The 15,386-nt window shown below is 45.9% G+C and carries 19 protein-coding genes; 16 read left to right on the top strand and 3 right to left on the bottom strand.

From position 1 onward, the window contains the following. Positions 1 to 37 precede the first annotated feature (37 nt). Together ACTWQL_RS05525 and ACTWQL_RS05520 are read left to right on the top strand one after the other, a co-directional pair. On the top strand, positions 38 to 607 hold the full coding sequence (locus ACTWQL_RS05525) for a chromate transporter (protein ID WP_443141483.1): 570 nt from the start codon (positions 38 to 40) through the stop codon (positions 605 to 607). Further along, positions 604 to 1,131, top strand: a complete 528-nt coding sequence (locus ACTWQL_RS05520) for a chromate transporter (protein WP_443141398.1) — start codon at positions 604 to 606, stop codon at positions 1,129 to 1,131. The genes ACTWQL_RS05525 and ACTWQL_RS05520 overlap by 4 nt, the downstream gene beginning before the upstream one ends. A 201-nt stretch (positions 1,132 to 1,332) precedes the next feature. Here the strand turns inward: ACTWQL_RS05520 and ACTWQL_RS05515 are convergent, their stop codons facing one another. From ACTWQL_RS05515 to ACTWQL_RS05505, 3 genes are read right to left on the bottom strand one after another with little or no spacing between them, the layout of a single operon-like run. Further along, positions 1,333 to 1,518: a Fur-regulated basic protein FbpA gene (locus ACTWQL_RS05515; protein ID WP_443141397.1), complete on the bottom strand. Its 186-nt coding sequence runs from the start codon at positions 1,516 to 1,518 to the stop codon at positions 1,333 to 1,335. A 16-nt stretch (positions 1,519 to 1,534) separates the two neighbouring features. Then, positions 1,535 to 2,227 (bottom strand): LrgB family protein, encoded by a 693-nt coding sequence (locus tag ACTWQL_RS05510; protein WP_443141396.1) that lies wholly within the window; start codon positions 2,225 to 2,227, stop codon positions 1,535 to 1,537. Then, the gene (locus ACTWQL_RS05505; protein WP_443141395.1) at positions 2,224 to 2,589 is read right to left on the bottom strand and encodes a CidA/LrgA family protein; all 366 of its coding nucleotides are present in this window, start codon (positions 2,587 to 2,589) and stop codon (positions 2,224 to 2,226) included. The genes ACTWQL_RS05510 and ACTWQL_RS05505 overlap by 4 nt, the downstream gene beginning before the upstream one ends. 169 nt (positions 2,590 to 2,758) lie before the next feature. Between ACTWQL_RS05505 and ACTWQL_RS05500 the strand changes: the two genes are divergently transcribed. From ACTWQL_RS05500 to ACTWQL_RS05435, 14 genes are all read left to right on the top strand, one after another. Continuing rightward, positions 2,759 to 3,082, top strand: coding sequence for a MerR family transcriptional regulator (locus ACTWQL_RS05500; protein ID WP_443141394.1), 324 nt, complete (start codon positions 2,759 to 2,761; stop codon positions 3,080 to 3,082). Between the two features lie 282 nt (positions 3,083 to 3,364). After that, positions 3,365 to 3,739, top strand: a complete 375-nt coding sequence (locus ACTWQL_RS05495) for an NADH-quinone oxidoreductase subunit A (RefSeq protein WP_443141393.1) — start codon at positions 3,365 to 3,367, stop codon at positions 3,737 to 3,739. Beyond that, complete coding sequence (locus ACTWQL_RS05490) at positions 3,730 to 4,248, top strand: NuoB/complex I 20 kDa subunit family protein (RefSeq protein ID WP_236314324.1); 519 nt, start codon at positions 3,730 to 3,732, stop codon at positions 4,246 to 4,248. The genes ACTWQL_RS05495 and ACTWQL_RS05490 overlap by 10 nt, the downstream gene beginning before the upstream one ends. Then, positions 4,245 to 5,534 carry an NADH-quinone oxidoreductase subunit C gene (locus ACTWQL_RS05485; RefSeq protein WP_443141392.1) on the top strand — a complete coding sequence of 430 codons (1,290 nt, stop codon included), beginning with the start codon at positions 4,245 to 4,247 and terminating at the stop codon, positions 5,532 to 5,534. The genes ACTWQL_RS05490 and ACTWQL_RS05485 overlap by 4 nt, the downstream gene beginning before the upstream one ends. Positions 5,535 to 5,537: 3 nt before the next feature. Then, positions 5,538 to 6,638: an NADH-quinone oxidoreductase subunit D gene (locus tag ACTWQL_RS05480; protein WP_443141391.1), complete on the top strand. Its 1,101-nt coding sequence runs from the start codon at positions 5,538 to 5,540 to the stop codon at positions 6,636 to 6,638. Beyond that, positions 6,638 to 7,639 (top strand): NADH-quinone oxidoreductase subunit NuoH, encoded by a 1,002-nt coding sequence (nuoH, locus tag ACTWQL_RS05475; protein WP_443141390.1) that lies wholly within the window; start codon positions 6,638 to 6,640, stop codon positions 7,637 to 7,639. The genes ACTWQL_RS05480 and nuoH overlap by 1 nt, the downstream gene beginning before the upstream one ends. A gap of 13 nt (positions 7,640 to 7,652) precedes the next feature. Beyond that, positions 7,653 to 8,072, top strand: a complete 420-nt coding sequence (nuoI, locus tag ACTWQL_RS05470) for an NADH-quinone oxidoreductase subunit NuoI (RefSeq protein WP_221567277.1) — start codon at positions 7,653 to 7,655, stop codon at positions 8,070 to 8,072. Beyond that, a complete protein-coding gene (locus tag ACTWQL_RS05465) occupies positions 8,069 to 8,590 on the top strand; it encodes an NADH-quinone oxidoreductase subunit J (protein WP_443141389.1) in 522 nt (173 codons plus the stop codon). The genes nuoI and ACTWQL_RS05465 overlap by 4 nt, the downstream gene beginning before the upstream one ends. After that, positions 8,583 to 8,897 (top strand): NADH-quinone oxidoreductase subunit NuoK, encoded by a 315-nt coding sequence (gene nuoK / locus ACTWQL_RS05460; protein WP_221567275.1) that lies wholly within the window; start codon positions 8,583 to 8,585, stop codon positions 8,895 to 8,897. Before ACTWQL_RS05465 ends, nuoK begins: the two co-directional genes overlap by 8 nt. A 15-nt stretch (positions 8,898 to 8,912) precedes the next feature. Then, positions 8,913 to 10,769 carry an NADH-quinone oxidoreductase subunit L gene (nuoL, locus tag ACTWQL_RS05455; protein WP_443141388.1) on the top strand — a complete coding sequence of 619 codons (1,857 nt, stop codon included), beginning with the start codon at positions 8,913 to 8,915 and terminating at the stop codon, positions 10,767 to 10,769. Beyond that, complete coding sequence (locus ACTWQL_RS05450; RefSeq protein WP_443141387.1) at positions 10,769 to 12,295, top strand: complex I subunit 4 family protein; 1,527 nt, start codon at positions 10,769 to 10,771, stop codon at positions 12,293 to 12,295. Before nuoL ends, ACTWQL_RS05450 begins: the two co-directional genes overlap by 1 nt. Beyond that, on the top strand, positions 12,292 to 13,782 hold the full coding sequence (gene nuoN / locus ACTWQL_RS05445) for an NADH-quinone oxidoreductase subunit NuoN (RefSeq protein WP_443141386.1): 1,491 nt from the start codon (positions 12,292 to 12,294) through the stop codon (positions 13,780 to 13,782). Before ACTWQL_RS05450 ends, nuoN begins: the two co-directional genes overlap by 4 nt. 461 nt (positions 13,783 to 14,243) lie before the next feature. Beyond that, a complete protein-coding gene (locus tag ACTWQL_RS05440) occupies positions 14,244 to 14,474 on the top strand; it encodes a DUF1146 family protein (protein ID WP_221567271.1) in 231 nt (76 codons plus the stop codon). Positions 14,475 to 14,630: 156 nt separating this feature from the next. Further along, entirely contained in the window at positions 14,631 to 15,380 is a 750-nt protein-coding gene (locus tag ACTWQL_RS05435) for a YwmB family TATA-box binding protein (RefSeq protein ID WP_443141385.1), read from the top strand. The last annotated feature ends 6 nt before the right edge of the window (positions 15,381 to 15,386 follow it).

Raw genomic sequence — 15,386 nt, 5'->3', positions numbered from 1 at the left:
AGAGGTAAATCCTCCTAAGACGGTAAAAAAGAAAACCATACACATTCCTTTGTTTCTGGCTTTTTTCCGGGTTGGCATTTTCGGCTATGGAGGGGGTCCTTCCTCCATTCCGCTCGTCCATAAAGAGGTTGTTGAGCATTACGGGTGGTTTACGGATGATGAATTCGGGGATTTGCTTGCTCTCGGGAATACACTCCCTGGGCCGATTGCGACGAAACTTGCTGGCTATATCGGTTACCGGGTCGCAGGCCCAATCGGTATGATCAATGCGGTGGTGGCGACGATTCTACCATCGATCCTGGCCATGATCGCTCTCTTGACGACACTTAGTATGTATAAAGATAAATCCTGGGTGCAAGGAATGACGAAAGCGGTGGTTCCTGTCGTCGGATTCATGCTCGCCCAGTTGACCTGGCAATTCACGAAAAAATCCAAAGCGGGTTTAGGATGGGTTCAGGCACTTGTTATCATCGCACTTTCCTTAGTCCTGATGGAATTCGTCAACGTCCACCCGGGAATCATCATCGGAATTCTTCTACTATATGCCTGGTTCGGAACACGGGAACCCGCTGAAAATGAGGATGAGAAGGCGAGTGGTGCATCATGATCTACTGGCATATCTTTTTAGCGTTTTTCATACCTGGTATCCTTGGCTATGGTGGTGGACCTGCATCGATTCCGTTGGTTGAAAATGAAGTCGTTGACCGATATGGCTGGATGTCGACAGAGGAATTCAGTGAAGTTTTAGCGCTCGGAAATGCTCTACCTGGACCGATCGCGACAAAAATGGCGGGTTACATCGGATATGCACAGGCTGGATGGCTTGGTGCTACGGTTGGAATTTTTGCAACAGTCGCACCATCGCTCATTTTAATGATCATCCTTTTGAAAGTATTGATGAAATATAAGGATTCCGAAAAAGTAAAGCGGATGACGGTCATGGTAAGACCGGCAATCGCTGTGTTGCTCGGTGTGATGGCGTATCAGTTTTTTGTGAGTTCCTATGCAGGTTCTGGAGTCTTACAAACGGTGCTCCTTTTTGCTGCGAGTTATCTGTTCCTGGTCAGACTCCGGATCCATCCGGCATTCGTCATTGCCGGAGCACTCGTCTATGGTGGAATCTTTTTATAGAGCCTTTGATTGGGCTCTTTTTTTCGTGTGTCGTGGTAGAGGTTCTACTAATTTACAAATATAATGAGAGGTCTTATAAAATTACGAGTCGAATTTGCAAAATTATGAGCCTCTTCTTTTGCAAAATTCAGCCCCGATTTTACATGAAAGGAGGGTGCCCTGAGAAACTGTCACAAGAGCACCCACTTCTTCTATATATAGTTAACCCAGCCCATGTTTTCGTTTGTTCGTCTCTCTTAACTGCATCATTTTGAATTCTTTTTCCAGCTCCTTCAGAGTGAGTTCATATAGCTGCCGGTCACTTGATTTGTAGTAACCAGCGTTCAAGAGCTGGCTGATGTAGTGATGTTTAACACGATCAAGACTTTTCCTTAGATATCCGGCCATCGAATACACGCCTCCTTTACAATAATAAAATGGATACCGGAGTCAGAACCGAAATGAAAATCGCTGTCGTTGTCATGCCGACGCTCCCCATTGCACCTTCTTCTTCACCCCATTGCAGGCATTTGCTCGCGCCAAGTGCTTGTGCCGAAGCCCCCATCGCCAAACCTCTCGCTGCCTTGCTTGTAATATTGAAAAGCTCCAGTACTTTTGGACCGCAGATAAATGAAAAGACAGCTGATGACAAGACAAATAAAACAGTTAACGAGGCTTCCCCGCCGATTTTATCTGAAACCGACAAAGCGATGGGTAACGTGGCTGCTTTTGGGGTAAGGGAAGCGAGCATTTCAGCATTGATTTTAAAAAGCCCGGCGAGTGCAAGCGTTGTCGTAAGTCCCGCTAAACTCCCTGAGACGATTGCGATTCCGATTTTCTTGATATCCCGCTTCAACAGAGGCCACTGTTTGAACAATGGAATCGCGAGTGATACGATCGCTGTTTGCATCAAGAACGAAAAGAGATCCACCCCCTCCTGATAGCGCTGGTAATCCACGTGCACTATAGGAAGAAAACAAACGAGAAACAGTGACACGGTATATAAAGGATTAAGCCAGCTTTTTCGCATCGATTTTTCATAAATCTTCAAACCTGCCAAATAGGCAACATAGGTGATAATCGTTGTAAACAAAATCTTCCCAAAAACAACAGTCATTCTTTTTGCCCCCTTCTTAATTTTTCATAGCATTGTACAACTGTACCTGTTGCTAAAATGATGGTGAGACTGCTTAAACCTAGAATCAAGATCAGCTTCCATATTTCTTTTTCGAGTAAGTGGATATACATGACACCACCGATTACAGGGGGAATGAACAATAACGTCATATGCCGTAATTGGAAATTCGCTGCTCTTTCCACCCAATCAAGCTTGATAACACCCGTCAAAAGAAAAATAAGAAGCAGAAACATTCCGGCGATGCTGCCCGGCAAAGGAAGATGGAATAATGAAACGACGAAAGATCCCAGGAGTAAGGCGGATGCAATAAGTGTGAATTGCCAGAGAAACTGGAGAATCATGAACACCACCTTACATCTTTAAATCAAGTTTATAGGGCTTAAAAAGGCATTTCATCAAGGTTGTCAGAAAATATAACAAGGAATTTTTGTTTTCATGTCAGAAAATCTAACATGAATCTTGAAGAGAACGTTTGAAAAGGTATAGTTAAGATAGAAGGGAGTGTTACGAATGTCTGTTGATGAAGGTTCTTATAGAGAAAGAAAAGTGATTGTGATCGGTGTGGTGAAAGAGCTTACGGGGTTAAGTGAACGTCAGATCCGCTATTATGAAGAACGCAAGCTGATTTTTCCTGAAAGAACGGCCAAATGCACTCGTAAATATTCATTTTCAGACGTAGAAACACTTATGGAGATCGCAAATAAAAGAGAGGACGGCGTCCAGACGAACGAAATCAAGAAAGAAATGGTATCGAAGAAAAAGCTGAAAAAGGATCTGGTGAAAGAGGAAATGATCCGCGGGCAGTTGAATGCACACTTCCGTAACAACCGATGACGCTTGGCAAGGGGAGTAATTGAATGAAAGATAGGTAAAAAGAAGCCGAGATTCCAGCATGAAATTTTTCGAGATAAATAAGCTAGAAGTATGGGTCAAGCATAAAAAGTGGATACGCCTCTCATTCCGCAAGAGAGGCGTACATTTCGTGTGGCGAAGAAAGTGGGGATAACTGTCATTCATCGTGTCGACACAAAAATTGGTATTTGGTATAATTGATAGCGATTACAATTTTAAAAAATTTCTAACATCGACCTTAAATAGACAGATGGGGAGGTACATATGGAGCTCTATCACTTGTATCAAAACAACTACCTGGTCGTTTTGATGTTCCTGCTATTAGGCATTCTTTTACCTATTGTCGCTTTGACTGCCGGTAAGATCCTGCGACCGACAAAACCGACGAAAGAAAAACAAACAACCTATGAAAGTGGTATCGAGCCCTTTCATCAAAGCTGGGTGCAATACAATGTCCGTTACTACATATTCGCCTTGCTGTTCGTTATTTTCGATGTAGAAACGGTGTTCTTATATCCATGGGCCGTCGCTTATGATAAGCTCGGGATTTTCGCCCTGATCGAAATGGCGATCTTCATCGTCATGTTGTTGATTGGACTCATCTATGCGTGGAAGAAGAAGGTGTTAAAATGGATGTAAAATTGGAGCAGATTACCCCAGAAGAACGACAAGAGCTCTCCAAAAATGTATTTTTCGTCACACTCGAACAGGTGAAGGCATGGGCAAGAAGCAACTCCCTCTGGCCTTTAACGTTCGGGTTAGCTTGCTGTGCAATTGAAATGATGGGAACCGGTGCGTCGCACTATGACTTGGACCGCTTCGGCTCATTTTTCCGTACTTCCCCTCGGCAATCTGATGTCATGATCGTATCAGGTACGGTTACGAAAAAAATGGCGCCTGTACTGAAGCGTCTCTATGACCAGATGCCAGAGCCGAAATGGGTGATTGCGATGGGCTCTTGCGCAACAGCAGGCGGACCATACATAAAATCGTATGCTGTTGTAAAAGGAGTCGACCAGGTTGTCCCTGTCGATGTCTATATTCCAGGCTGCCCTCCGAACCCAGCGGCATTAATCTATGGAATTAATAAACTACAAGAAAAAATCCGCTATGAAGCTAAGACTGGGAAGCGGGTGACGGATAAATGAGTGATCAAGAGAAACCATTCTCCGAAATGACCGAAGAAGAGAAAGCAGAAGCGAAGCGTAAAGCTGTCGAAGAAGCGAAGCGCAAGGCTGCAGAGAAGAAAGCAGCGAAAGAAGCTGGGAAGGAAGCAGGAGAACCGTCGCCAAAAGCCAGTGCTGCTGAAAAACCATTCTCCGAAATGAGCGAAGAAGAGAAGGCGGAAGCAAAGCGCAAAGCGGTTGAAGAGGCGAAGCGCAAGGCAGCTGAGAAGAAAGCAGCAAAAGAAGCTGGGAAGGAAGCAGGAGAACCGTCCCCAAAAGCTGGTGCTGGTGAAAAACCATTCTCCGAAATGAGCGAAGAAGAGAAAGCGGAAGCGAAACGTATAGCTATCGAAGAGGCAAAACGCAAGGCTGCTGAGAAAAAAGCAGCAAAAGAAGCAGATTCTGCAGAACCGGCTGCGCCAGCCTCCTCAGATGACAAAGCAAAGGCCAAAGCTGCCGCAGCAGCCAAAGCCAAGGCAGCCGCCGCCGCGAAAGCGAAAGCCGCCAAGTCTGGCGGTGGAGCTGGAGATGATGAAAAAGCGAAGGCCGCCGCAGCAGCCAAAGCCAAGGCCGCTGCAGCCGCAAAGGCCAAAGCCGCCGCAGCAGCCAAAGCCAAGGCAGCCGCTGCCGCGAAAGCGAAAGCCGCCAAGTCAGGCAGTGGCGCTGGAGATGATGAAAAAGCGAAGGCGATCGCAGCAGCCAAAGCCAAAGCCGCCGCAGCTGCAAAAGCAAAATCAGCAGCTGGCGGAGCCGGAGCGAAGACCGCTGAACCAGCTGAAGAGAAGCCATCACCAAACCAGCCCCTCCTGGATAAGTATGTGAAGACGATCAAGGATAACCTTGGTGAAGACATTCTGGAAGAGTCCTATATTAACAGACTTGGAAAGGACGTCCCGACCCTCGTCGTCAAACGGGAGAAGTTTTATAAACTAGCAGAATTCCTCAAGCATAATGAACAACTGAATTTTGAATATGTAAGCGAATTGCATGGAACCGATTTTGAAACGCATATGGAAGTCTATACCCATCTTTATTCCTTTAAAAACAATCAGCCGGTTGCGGTGAAAGTGAAACTGGACCGTGACAATCCGGAAGTCGCATCTGTGACACCGGTGTGGCCTGGAGCGAATTGGCCGGAGCGTGAAGCGTATGATCTACTCGGAATCCGTTTTACCGGACACCCGAACTTGACGCGGATCCTGATGCCGGATGATTGGGTCGGATACCCGATGCGAAAAGATTATGAACCATACGATGTGGAGGTGTAACCCATGATTCGTACAGAAGAAATGCTGCTTAATGTTGGACCTCAGCATCCAAGTACCCACGGCGTGTTCCGGATCGTGTTGAAAATCGATGGAGAAATCATCAAGGAAGCGACGCCTGTAATCGGTTACCTCCACCGTGGAACGGAAAAGCTCGCTGAAGACCTGCAATACACACAGATCATTCCGTATACCGACCGGATGGACTATCTATCAGCGATGACGAACAACTATATCCTCTGTCACGCAGTCGAGACGATGATGGACATGGAGATTCCTGAGCGTGCGGACTATTTACGCGTCCTCGTGATGGAGCTGGGTCGTATTGCGAGTCATCTCGTTTGGTTCGGTACATATTTACTTGATATCGGTGCACTGAGCCCGTTCTTATATGCATTCCGTGAACGGGAGATGATCATCAATTTACTTAACGAAATCTCTGGTGCGCGTCTGACATTCAACTACATGCGTGTCGGCGGCGTGAAATGGGACGCGCCGGAAGGCTGGATCGAGAAAGTCGAAGAGTTCATTCCGCACATGCGTAAAGAACTTGCGGGCTACCACGATCTTGTCAGCGGAAACGAAATCTTCCTTAACCGTGTCCGCGGTGTCGGGAAGTATACGAAACAAGAAGCACTCGCTTACTCCTTGAGCGGTGCGAACCTCCGCTGTACCGGCGTCGATTGGGACCTTCGGAAAAAAGAACCTTATTCCATCTACGACCGTTTCGATTTCGATGTCCCTGTATTTGACGGCGGGGATGCCTGGTCCCGTTATAAGTGCCGTCTGGCTGAAATCGAAGAGTCGATCAAAATCGTCGAGCAGGCTGTTGAACAATTCCCGAAAGAAGGGGACATCATGGCGAAGGTTCCGCGAATCATCAAGCCGCCTGCAGGTGAAACCTACGTACGTATTGAATCCCCTAGGGGAGAAATCGGCTGTTATATTTCATCCGAAGGAAAGAAGGAACCGTATCGTCTGAAGTTCAGAAGACCTTCTTTCTATAACCTGCAGATTTTACCGAAGCTGTTGAAGGGTGAGAATATCGCCAACTTGATCACGATCCTTGGCGGTATTGACATCGTACTTGGGGAGGTGGACGGCTGATGATGGAAGAGTTGCTCTACTCATCACCTTCACTGACAAATACACTGATCTTTTTCGGACTCGGTGCGAGCTTGCTCATGATGGTACTCGGATTTGTAACGTATGCGATCTTAGCCGAGCGTAAAGTTATGGGATTCATGCAGCTCCGTATCGGACCGAACCGTGTCGGCGGACCGTTTGGATTGCTCCAAACCGTAGCTGACGTCCTCAAGCTTTTATTGAAAGAGGATACGATTCCGAAAGCGGCAGACAGACCTTTGTTCATTTTGGCTCCGGTCATTGCCTTTGCACCAGCGTTCATGGTACTCGCTGTCATTCCATTTTCAGAGTCACTCCGATTTTCCGACATCGGAATCGGATTGCTTTATTACATCGCGATTTCCGGCATCTCTACGGTCGGTGTCCTGATGGGCGGATGGGCTTCGAATAACAAATATGCGCTGTTAGGTGGTATGCGTTCTGCAGCCCAGATGATTTCCTATGAAGTGCCGCTTGTCATGTCGGTAATCGGGATCATCCTTCTTACAGGAAGTTTGAATCTGATTACGATCGTCGAAGCGCAGGAAAGTCTCGCATTTCTATTCGTACAACCGCTCGCATTCGCAATTTTCATGATCGCATCTGTTGCAGAATTGAACCGGACACCGTTCGACTTACCAGAAGCGGAGTCCGAGCTCGTGGCAGGTTATCACGTCGAATATTCCGGATTCAGATGGGCGTTTTTCATGCTTACTGAATATGTCTATCTGTTTGCGATGGCATCGATTACGACGATTCTTTTCTTAGGTGGATGGAATCCGGTGCCGTACCTTGAATTCATTCCAGGAATCATCTGGTTCGCGCTGAAATTCAGCGTTGTCGTTTTCTTCTTGATCTGGCTGCGTGCCACATTACCACGTATGCGCGCCGATCAGCTCATGTCATTCGGATGGAAAGTACTATTGCCGTTAGCACTGCTTAACATTTTTATAAGCGCGGTGATCAAGGAAATCTGGTTCTAACGGAGGGATTACAATGAAAGGACTCGTAAAAGGGTTAAAATACACACTGAAAAACTTGACCAAACAGAACGTGACGTATTCGTATCCGGATGAACCGCTTGAGATGCCAGATCGTTTCCGAGGAATCCAGAAATTCTATCCGGAAAAATGCATCGTCTGCAACCAATGTGCGAATATCTGTCCAACAGACTGTATTGAACTGACAGGTAAAAAGCACCCGGATCCGAATAAAAAAGGGAAAATCATCGATACGTATGATATCAATTTCGAAATCTGCATCCTGTGTGACCTTTGCACAGAAGTCTGTCCGACAGAAGCGATCGTCATGACGAACAATTTCGAACTGGCGGAGTACAGCCGCGATGAGCTGTTCAAGAATCTTGAATGGCTCGACGAAAACGATACGAACGTAAGAAAGGAGAATAAGGTATGAATGGTGAATTGATCTTATTCTTTGTTCTTGCACTTGTTGCAATCGGTAGCGGTGTACTGATGCTGAACCTGACGAAGGTTGTCCACATGGTGATCGCCCTCGTCTTCACGTTCCTCTCGATTGCGGGATTGTACGTGATGCTGTCAGCGGAATTCGTCGCATTCGTGCAAATCCTCATCTATTCTGGAGCGATCACGATCATCATGCTCTTCGGAATCATGCTGACGCGGCACGATGACAAGACCGAAACGAAGATTGGGACACCGAGGATGATCCTGGTATTGACAGGGATTGTCGCATTCTTCGTCGTCATGTTCTTTCAAATCAATGATCTGAGCTTTGGTGAACAGGCAGCCGATCTGCACGTAGATAATACGGAAAAGATCGGGGTCGCTTTATATTCCAAATACGTCATTCCATTCGAATTGACCTCTGTCTTGCTCCTTGTAGCACTGGTCGGAGCGATCATTTTGGCGAAACGGGATGATGAAAAGGAGGGGGCAGAGGACAATGAGTAGTGTACCTTTATCCGTCTATCTTGTTCTTGCTCTGATCCTCTTTTGTATCGGACTTTTCGGAGCTTTGACGAAACGGAACGCCGTCATCGTCTTGATCTCCATCGAATTGATGTTGAACGCGGTGAACATCAACCTTGTCGCCTTTGCGAAATACGGCATCAATCCTAGTATCACTGGACAAATTTTCTCCTTGTTTACGATTACCGTCGCTGCTGCTGAAGCTGCGGTAGGGCTTGCGATTCTGATCGCTCTCTACCGTAATCGTAAGACTGTAAACGTAGATGAGATGGACATTATGAAACGATAAGGAGGAGGATCGACAATGAACCCAATCATCTGGCTCATACCTGTGTTACCACTTCTATCCTTCGTCCTTCTCTTATTGTTTGGTCGTAGGTTGAAAGAAGCATCAGCACTCGTCGGCTCATTACTGACATTAGGCTCCCTCATTTTGTCTGTCGTCATTTTCATGGGACAGTGGGGCGGAGAACCTGTAAAACAAACCCTTGAATGGCTTGCGATCGGAAACACTGTACTGACGGTTGGTTATGAAATCAATCCATTGAACGCTCTTATGCTCGTCATCGTCTCGCTCGTCAGCTTTCTCATCCAGGTGTATTCCAAGGGTTATATGCATGACGACAATCGTTTTCCTGTCTTTTTTGCATACCTTGGCTTGTTCACATTCGCAATGCTCGGTCTCGTCATTTCACCGAACCTATTACAGCTCTATATCTTCTGGGAGCTTGTCGGTGTCGGTTCATTCTTGTTGATCGGGTACTATTTCTATAAAAATGAAGCACGTGAAGCAGCCAAGAAAGCCTTCATCATGACGCGTATCGGGGATGTCGGCCTATTCATCGGGATGATCTTGCTATTCTGGCAGGTCGGAAGCTTTGAACTCGATGTCATCTTTGATGCAGTCGCAGCAGGAGATATTTCGCAAGGCTGGATTACACTGACTGCGATTTTGATTTTCATCGGGGCAATCGGTAAATCAGGTCAATTCCCATTACATACATGGTTACCGGATGCGATGGAAGGTCCGACACCGGTTTCGGCTTTGATCCACGCAGCAACGATGGTTGCAGCAGGTGTTTACCTGGTTGCCGCTACATTCCCGCTATTCGAAGCATCTGAAACGGCGATGACCACGGTCGCTGTCGTCGGTGGTTTCACGGCGATCTTTGCAGCAACGATCGGTCTTGCGCAGGCAGATATCAAACGTGTTCTTGCGTATTCCACAGTCTCTCAGCTTGGCTATATGATGCTTGCATTAGGATCTTCAGGCTACGTAGCTGGAATCTTCCACTTGACGACGCATGCATTTTTCAAGGCCCTCTTGTTCCTGGCTGCTGGAAGTGTGATTCATGCCGTACATACGCAAAACATCCATGAAATGGGCGGCCTATGGAAGAAGATGAAATGGACAGCACCATTGTTCTTGATCGGTGCGATGGCGATTTCAGGTGTACCTTTGTTGTCTGGCTTTTTCAGTAAAGATGAAATTTTAGCGGCAACTTATGCAGATGGCCGTTATGGACTATTCTGGATCGCAGTTATTGCGGCATTTTTGACCGCATTTTATATGTTCAGACTGTTTTTCCTTGTCTTTACTGGCGAGAACCGCGGTAAAGTGAAAAAAGTCCACGAATCACCGGGTGTCATGGTGTTCCCGATGGTCGTGCTCGGGATTTTGGCAGTGGTGGCTGGTTATATCAATACACCGGTAGCGCAAGTGCTTGGTGATTATCTGGCGAACAATCCTTATGTAGAAATACATCACCATGAGGCACACTGGTGGATCCCTGTTGTCGCAACAGCCGTTTCATTGCTGGGAATTTTCATGGCATGGCTCGTCTATGCAAAGAAAAAAGTGAGAAGGCTATCCGAAGCCTCACCGGATTTCCACTATATTTTATTGAACAAATACTTCATCGATGAAACATACGATTATAGCTTTGTAAAAGGAACGAGAGGATTCAGTTACTTCTGGTATTATATCGATCGCTTCGTCGTCGAAGGTGTCGTCCAGCTTGTTACCGGTGCTGTCGGGTGGTTGAGTAAAATCAGTTCGAAAGCACAGAACGGACAGGTGCAGCTTTATGGATCAGTCGCGTTCGCCGGAATGGCTGTCCTGCTTCTCATCGTTGCTTGGTTAGGGGGGTACTTGACGTAATGAATTCAATTCTACTATCTGCACTTATTTTCTCCCCGATCGTAGGAATACTGGTATTGTTGTTTGTACCGAAAACGGAGGATAGCGCCATCAAGTGGGTCGGATTTTTGGCGACGCTGTTGCCGCTCGTCCTTGCTTTCATCGTTTATTTTGGATTTGACAGTGCGAACGAATCATTACAATTCATCGAGCAATACAAATGGATCAATTTCGATCTTCAAGCCTTGCAGAACGGCGGGGATTTCTCAGTCAACTATGAACTCGGTGTCAATGGGTTGACCGTGCTGCTTTTATTATTGACAGCGATTGTTTCGACCCTTGCTGCAGCAGCATCAGCCTGGATCAAGGAGCAGTCGAAAGGCTACTTCATGCTGTTTCTTCTATTAGAAATCGGCATGCTTGGGGTTTTCGCTTCACAAAACTTGCTGCTTTTCTTCATCTTTTTCGAAATCACATTGATTCCGACATTCTTCTTGATCGGAAAGTGGGGCTATCTCGACAAAGAGAAGGCAGCGTATAGCTTTTTAATCTACAACGGATTAGGTTCTGCGATTTTACTAATCGTGTTCATCATCCTTTATATGAAGGCAGGAACAATGAATTTCACTGGGCTATCCGCGTTCTTGAGCCAACCGCCTGAGTTACTTGAGCGGTTGTACATGGGAGACAACTTTCGGATGGGATTGTTGATTGCCTTATTGGTCGCATTAGGCGTGAAATTGCCAATCGTACCATTGCACTCCTGGATGCTGCAAGTGCACGTCCAAGCACCGCCTTCGATTGTCATGATCCACTCTGGAATCTTGCTCAAGATTGGTGCTTACGGACTTTATCAATTTGGAATCGGGTTCTTCCCAGGGGAGTTTGAGAAGATTGCCTTTTGGATCGCTTTACTCGGAGTGATCAACCTTTTATACGGTGCGTTCATTGCATTCGTACAGATTGACTTTAAAAAGGTCCTCGCATACTCCAGTGTGTCTCATATGGGGATTGTGCTGATCGGACTCGGAAGCTTGACCGATGCTGGTATCCAGGGGGCGATGTTCCAAGTCATCTCCCACGGATTGATCTCAGCGTTGCTGTTTTTCCTAGTCGGATTGATGTATCAACGTACAGGAACGTCGTTGATCACGCATTTAGGTGGAATGGCAAGAGTGATGCCGGTCACCGCTGGATTCTTGCTAGCGGGAGGCCTCGCGTCACTCGGGCTGCCTGGAATGTCCGGTTTTGTCAGTGAATTCATGGCATTCCTCGGATTATTCGAAGTCATGCCGGTGCTAGCAGCAGTCGGGGCGCTGGGAATCATCCTGACAGCGGTTTATATGCTGCGTGCCGTTTTAACGATAACCTTCGGCGAAACGAAAGAACCACTTGTTTCGATTAAAGAAGCGCGGTTCATCGAATGGGTGCCAGCATTGGTACTGACCTTTTTGATTGTTCTGATTGGAGTTTATCCAGCAGTCCTATCTGATATGCTGCAACTTACGATCAACGCCATGATGGCAGGCAGGGGGGCTGTTGTATGACACTAGAAAAATTGTTGAGCTATGACTGGGGTATCATGGCCCCTGAGTTCACGATATTGATTGTAGCGACTTTGCTGTCGTTGATGGATTTGTTCATGCCGAATAAAGCGAGCCGTAAGCCGCTTGCGCTTGTAGGGATTGCGGGTGTAATCATTGCGATCGTTTTTTCGCTCATGCAGATCGGCACAGAACCGACGAGCATCCTTTTTGATACGTATCGCTTCGATTCATTCGCGCTCGCGTTCAAATTATTGTTCCTTGTAGCAACCGGATTGATATTGTTGTTAGCCCTTGATTATGAGGGGAAAACCAAATGGGAGTTCAGAGGAGAATTCTTCTATCTCTTGTTGACGGCATTGCTCGGAGCGATGATGATGGCATCCAGTGCGGACCTCATCACGTTGTTCGTCGGACTTGAATTGTTATCGATTTCTTCCTATATATTAGCGGGGATTCGGAAAACCAATCTACATTCGAACGAAGCGGCATTCAAATATGTCGTCAATGGAGGAATCGCCACTGCCATCACTCTTTTCGGAATGAGCTATATTTACGGTTTGACAGGAGCGACCAATCTGTATGATATCGGTGAGGCATTGACAAACCCCGTTGTTGAACAGAACGCTTTCCTTGTGATCATGGCATTCGTCATGCTGTTTGTCGGACTTTCGTTTAAGATCGCAGCTGCTCCATTCCACATGTGGGCACCTGATGTATACCAGGGCTCTCCGACACCTGTTACGACTTTCTTAAGCGTCGTTTCGAAATCAGCCGGATTTACACTGATTTTAAAAGTATTCCTGATCACGTTCTTATCTGTCCAGGGCTGGCATAACGCGATCATTCTGGAGCTTCAGCCATACATCGCAGTCATTGCCGGTGTTACGATGGTTGTAGGTAATCTGGTTGCTTTGAGACAACGAAACATCAAGCGCATGTTCGCATACTCGAGTATCGCACACGCTGGTTATGTGCTCGTGCCATTCGTCTCATTATCGCTGCTAGTTTTTAAAATGACATGGTTCTATCTACTCGCCTATTTATTGATGAATATCGGTGCGTTCGCTGTCATCCAATTCGTAACCGAACGTGAGAAATCAGAAGACTTCACGGCGTTTGCAGGACTGTATAAACGCGCGCCATGGGTAGCGGTGATGATGGGCGTGTTCATTCTGTCGCTTGCTGGACTTCCATTCACAGCAGGATTTATCGGGAAGTTTGGGATCTTCATGAGCTCCCTTGGTACCGGGCACTATGTACTGGCCTCTGTTATGATCGCCACGACGGTCGTATCTTACGTGTATTATTTCAATGTACTCGTACAGATCTTTTTCCGTAAAGGCGGTGTCGATCCGATGCGACCATCGATCGGGCTGTTGATCGTCATGATCATCTGTACAGCCGGCACCCTCTTGTTCGGTGTCTATCCAAGCGCAGCATACGAGTTTTTCCAAGGATTCGATATGAACGAGCTGTTTGTAAAATAGTATTTACATTTTCGAGAGCGGAACCCCAGTGGTTCGGCTCTTTTTTGTGTACCTTGTTCTTAATTCTGTTTGGAATTAACTTCAACAGTTAATAATTAGAGGACAACTGTTCCGCTAATTGGCAAAAACAACCCTGAGCCTAATTTTTTTCATATTCAAAGCACATAAGGTCTCCGGTGTCCGCTAATTTACGAAAGATGCAGCATTTGGAGCAAATAAGGTCACTGGTGTCCACTATGTTTCGGAAGCTTAGGATTTTAAACCTCTGTGTGTCCGATATATCGGGTGACGATTTGCTGTGTGCTTGGATATGTGGCAGGGAATTGTCGAATATTGCGCGGGAAATAGGCGGATAATTAGGTCTAAAGGTTTATTTTGTAAATTAATGAAGATAACCGAAGGAAAAATGAAAAACTTGTCGAAAAATATAGGTATGCAAATTATTGGAGGTTTAACGTCTTATGCACCCATTTGGAACACAGGCTTTGTTGAATATAATCGTGAGTATCGTTTTTCTCGCTGTATCCTGGTGGGCGTTACAAGCACTCAATTTTGAAAGGTTCATTAAAAGTGGACGTGTCTTTCAAGCACAGTTGTTGATGATTTTACTGACAATCGCGCTTGCGTCACTATTAACATCGTTTTTCATGAATTATCTGTCCTGGTCGACACAGTTGAAATATCTGTTCTAAAAAATAACGAATGAAAAGACGGGAAATGTTAGAGACCAATACATAATGAAGAATGTCGATGGATGAGGTTAGGCTTTGTCGTATCTTGACTACATCTTCCATGTATGAACCTCTCTCTCATGGCAACAATTGTAATGAGGAGAGGAGTGGGGATTCATGAAACAAAAATTTGTACTATTCGGAATGTCGTTGACGATTTTGCTTGCATGTTTTTCAGGTGCGGAGGCGAAACAATCCACATGGTCTGATCAAGAACTAATGGATATAACCCGCGTTATGGAGGAGTCTGACATAACGATCGAAGGTTGGTCTTTTTATGGTAAAAATAAATTTGGTTTTGTTTCAGATTTTACAGGGTATGTATCGTTAGTAGAAAGCCTGCAGGCAAAATCGCCAAACTTCCGGTGGGAGAAGATTGTCGAAACGAAAGAACATTGGAACGTAACAGGGCATTATACGAATCCATATGGTATAGAAGAGAAAGTTTCAGTGTTTGCTTACCCCCACAAAAATCAATACATGGCGTACATTATTTATTATGTTCAGGGGAAGTCCTGGGACCCTGAAAGTTGGAAAGCTTTCAAACCTGAGTATAGGTACAAAGTCCAGCTGTTTCTAGGGGAGAATGCGAAAATATATACTTGTGTTGAAGGCGTAAAGTCTGATAAAATGAGTATTGTTTTGCAAAAATTGGCGAAACAACTCGTTCAGTCATTTGACGCATCCATAATTGAGACATTAAACGAAGAGACATTTCTGTCCCTATCAGCATATACTGACGAATGGAAGCCTTCAATCCTAACAGATCGAAAACGGATGAACCTGCAAATTGGACTCCGGAACAGTGGAATAGGCGGAAAGACAACCATAACAATTGGAACACCGATAATTACGACTGAATATTAATATATA

The sequence above is a fragment of the Pseudalkalibacillus sp. R45 genome (genome assembly GCF_052246725.1).
Lineage (GTDB): Bacteria > Bacillota > Bacilli > Bacillales > Fictibacillaceae > Pseudalkalibacillus.
Note: the sequence above shows the minus strand (reverse complement) of the source record. Positions and strands in the feature narration are given on the sequence as shown.

Bases quoted from the DNA above. Each gene is read 5' to 3' on its own strand.
- ACTWQL_RS05490 (WP_236314324.1), top strand. From the start codon at position 3,730: ATGGATGTAAAATTGGAGCAGATTACCCCAGAAGAACGACAAGAGCTC.
- ACTWQL_RS05480 (WP_443141391.1), top strand. From the start codon at position 5,538: ATGATTCGTACAGAAGAAATGCTGCTTAATGTTGGACCTCAGCATCCA.
- nuoI (WP_221567277.1), top strand. From the start codon at position 7,653: ATGAAAGGACTCGTAAAAGGGTTAAAATACACACTGAAAAACTTGACC.
- ACTWQL_RS05450 (WP_443141387.1), top strand. From the start codon at position 10,769: ATGAATTCAATTCTACTATCTGCACTTATTTTCTCCCCGATCGTAGGA.
- nuoL (WP_443141388.1), top strand. From the start codon at position 8,913: ATGAACCCAATCATCTGGCTCATACCTGTGTTACCACTTCTATCCTTC.
- ACTWQL_RS05505 (WP_443141395.1), bottom strand. From the start codon at position 2,589: ATGATTCTCCAGTTTCTCTGGCAATTCACACTTATTGCATCCGCCTTA.
- ACTWQL_RS05465 (WP_443141389.1), top strand. From the start codon at position 8,069: ATGAATGGTGAATTGATCTTATTCTTTGTTCTTGCACTTGTTGCAATC.
- ACTWQL_RS05435 (WP_443141385.1), top strand. From the start codon at position 14,631: ATGAAACAAAAATTTGTACTATTCGGAATGTCGTTGACGATTTTGCTT.
- ACTWQL_RS05500 (WP_443141394.1), top strand. From the start codon at position 2,759: ATGTCTGTTGATGAAGGTTCTTATAGAGAAAGAAAAGTGATTGTGATC.
- nuoN (WP_443141386.1), top strand. From the start codon at position 12,292: ATGACACTAGAAAAATTGTTGAGCTATGACTGGGGTATCATGGCCCCT.
- ACTWQL_RS05485 (WP_443141392.1), top strand. From the start codon at position 4,245: ATGAGTGATCAAGAGAAACCATTCTCCGAAATGACCGAAGAAGAGAAA.
- ACTWQL_RS05440 (WP_221567271.1), top strand. From the start codon at position 14,244: ATGCACCCATTTGGAACACAGGCTTTGTTGAATATAATCGTGAGTATC.
- nuoK (WP_221567275.1), top strand. From the start codon at position 8,583: ATGAGTAGTGTACCTTTATCCGTCTATCTTGTTCTTGCTCTGATCCTC.
- ACTWQL_RS05510 (WP_443141396.1), bottom strand. From the start codon at position 2,227: ATGACTGTTGTTTTTGGGAAGATTTTGTTTACAACGATTATCACCTAT.
- ACTWQL_RS05515 (WP_443141397.1), bottom strand. From the start codon at position 1,518: ATGGCCGGATATCTAAGGAAAAGTCTTGATCGTGTTAAACATCACTAC.
- nuoH (WP_443141390.1), top strand. From the start codon at position 6,638: ATGATGGAAGAGTTGCTCTACTCATCACCTTCACTGACAAATACACTG.
- ACTWQL_RS05520 (WP_443141398.1), top strand. From the start codon at position 604: ATGATCTACTGGCATATCTTTTTAGCGTTTTTCATACCTGGTATCCTT.
- ACTWQL_RS05495 (WP_443141393.1), top strand. From the start codon at position 3,365: ATGGAGCTCTATCACTTGTATCAAAACAACTACCTGGTCGTTTTGATG.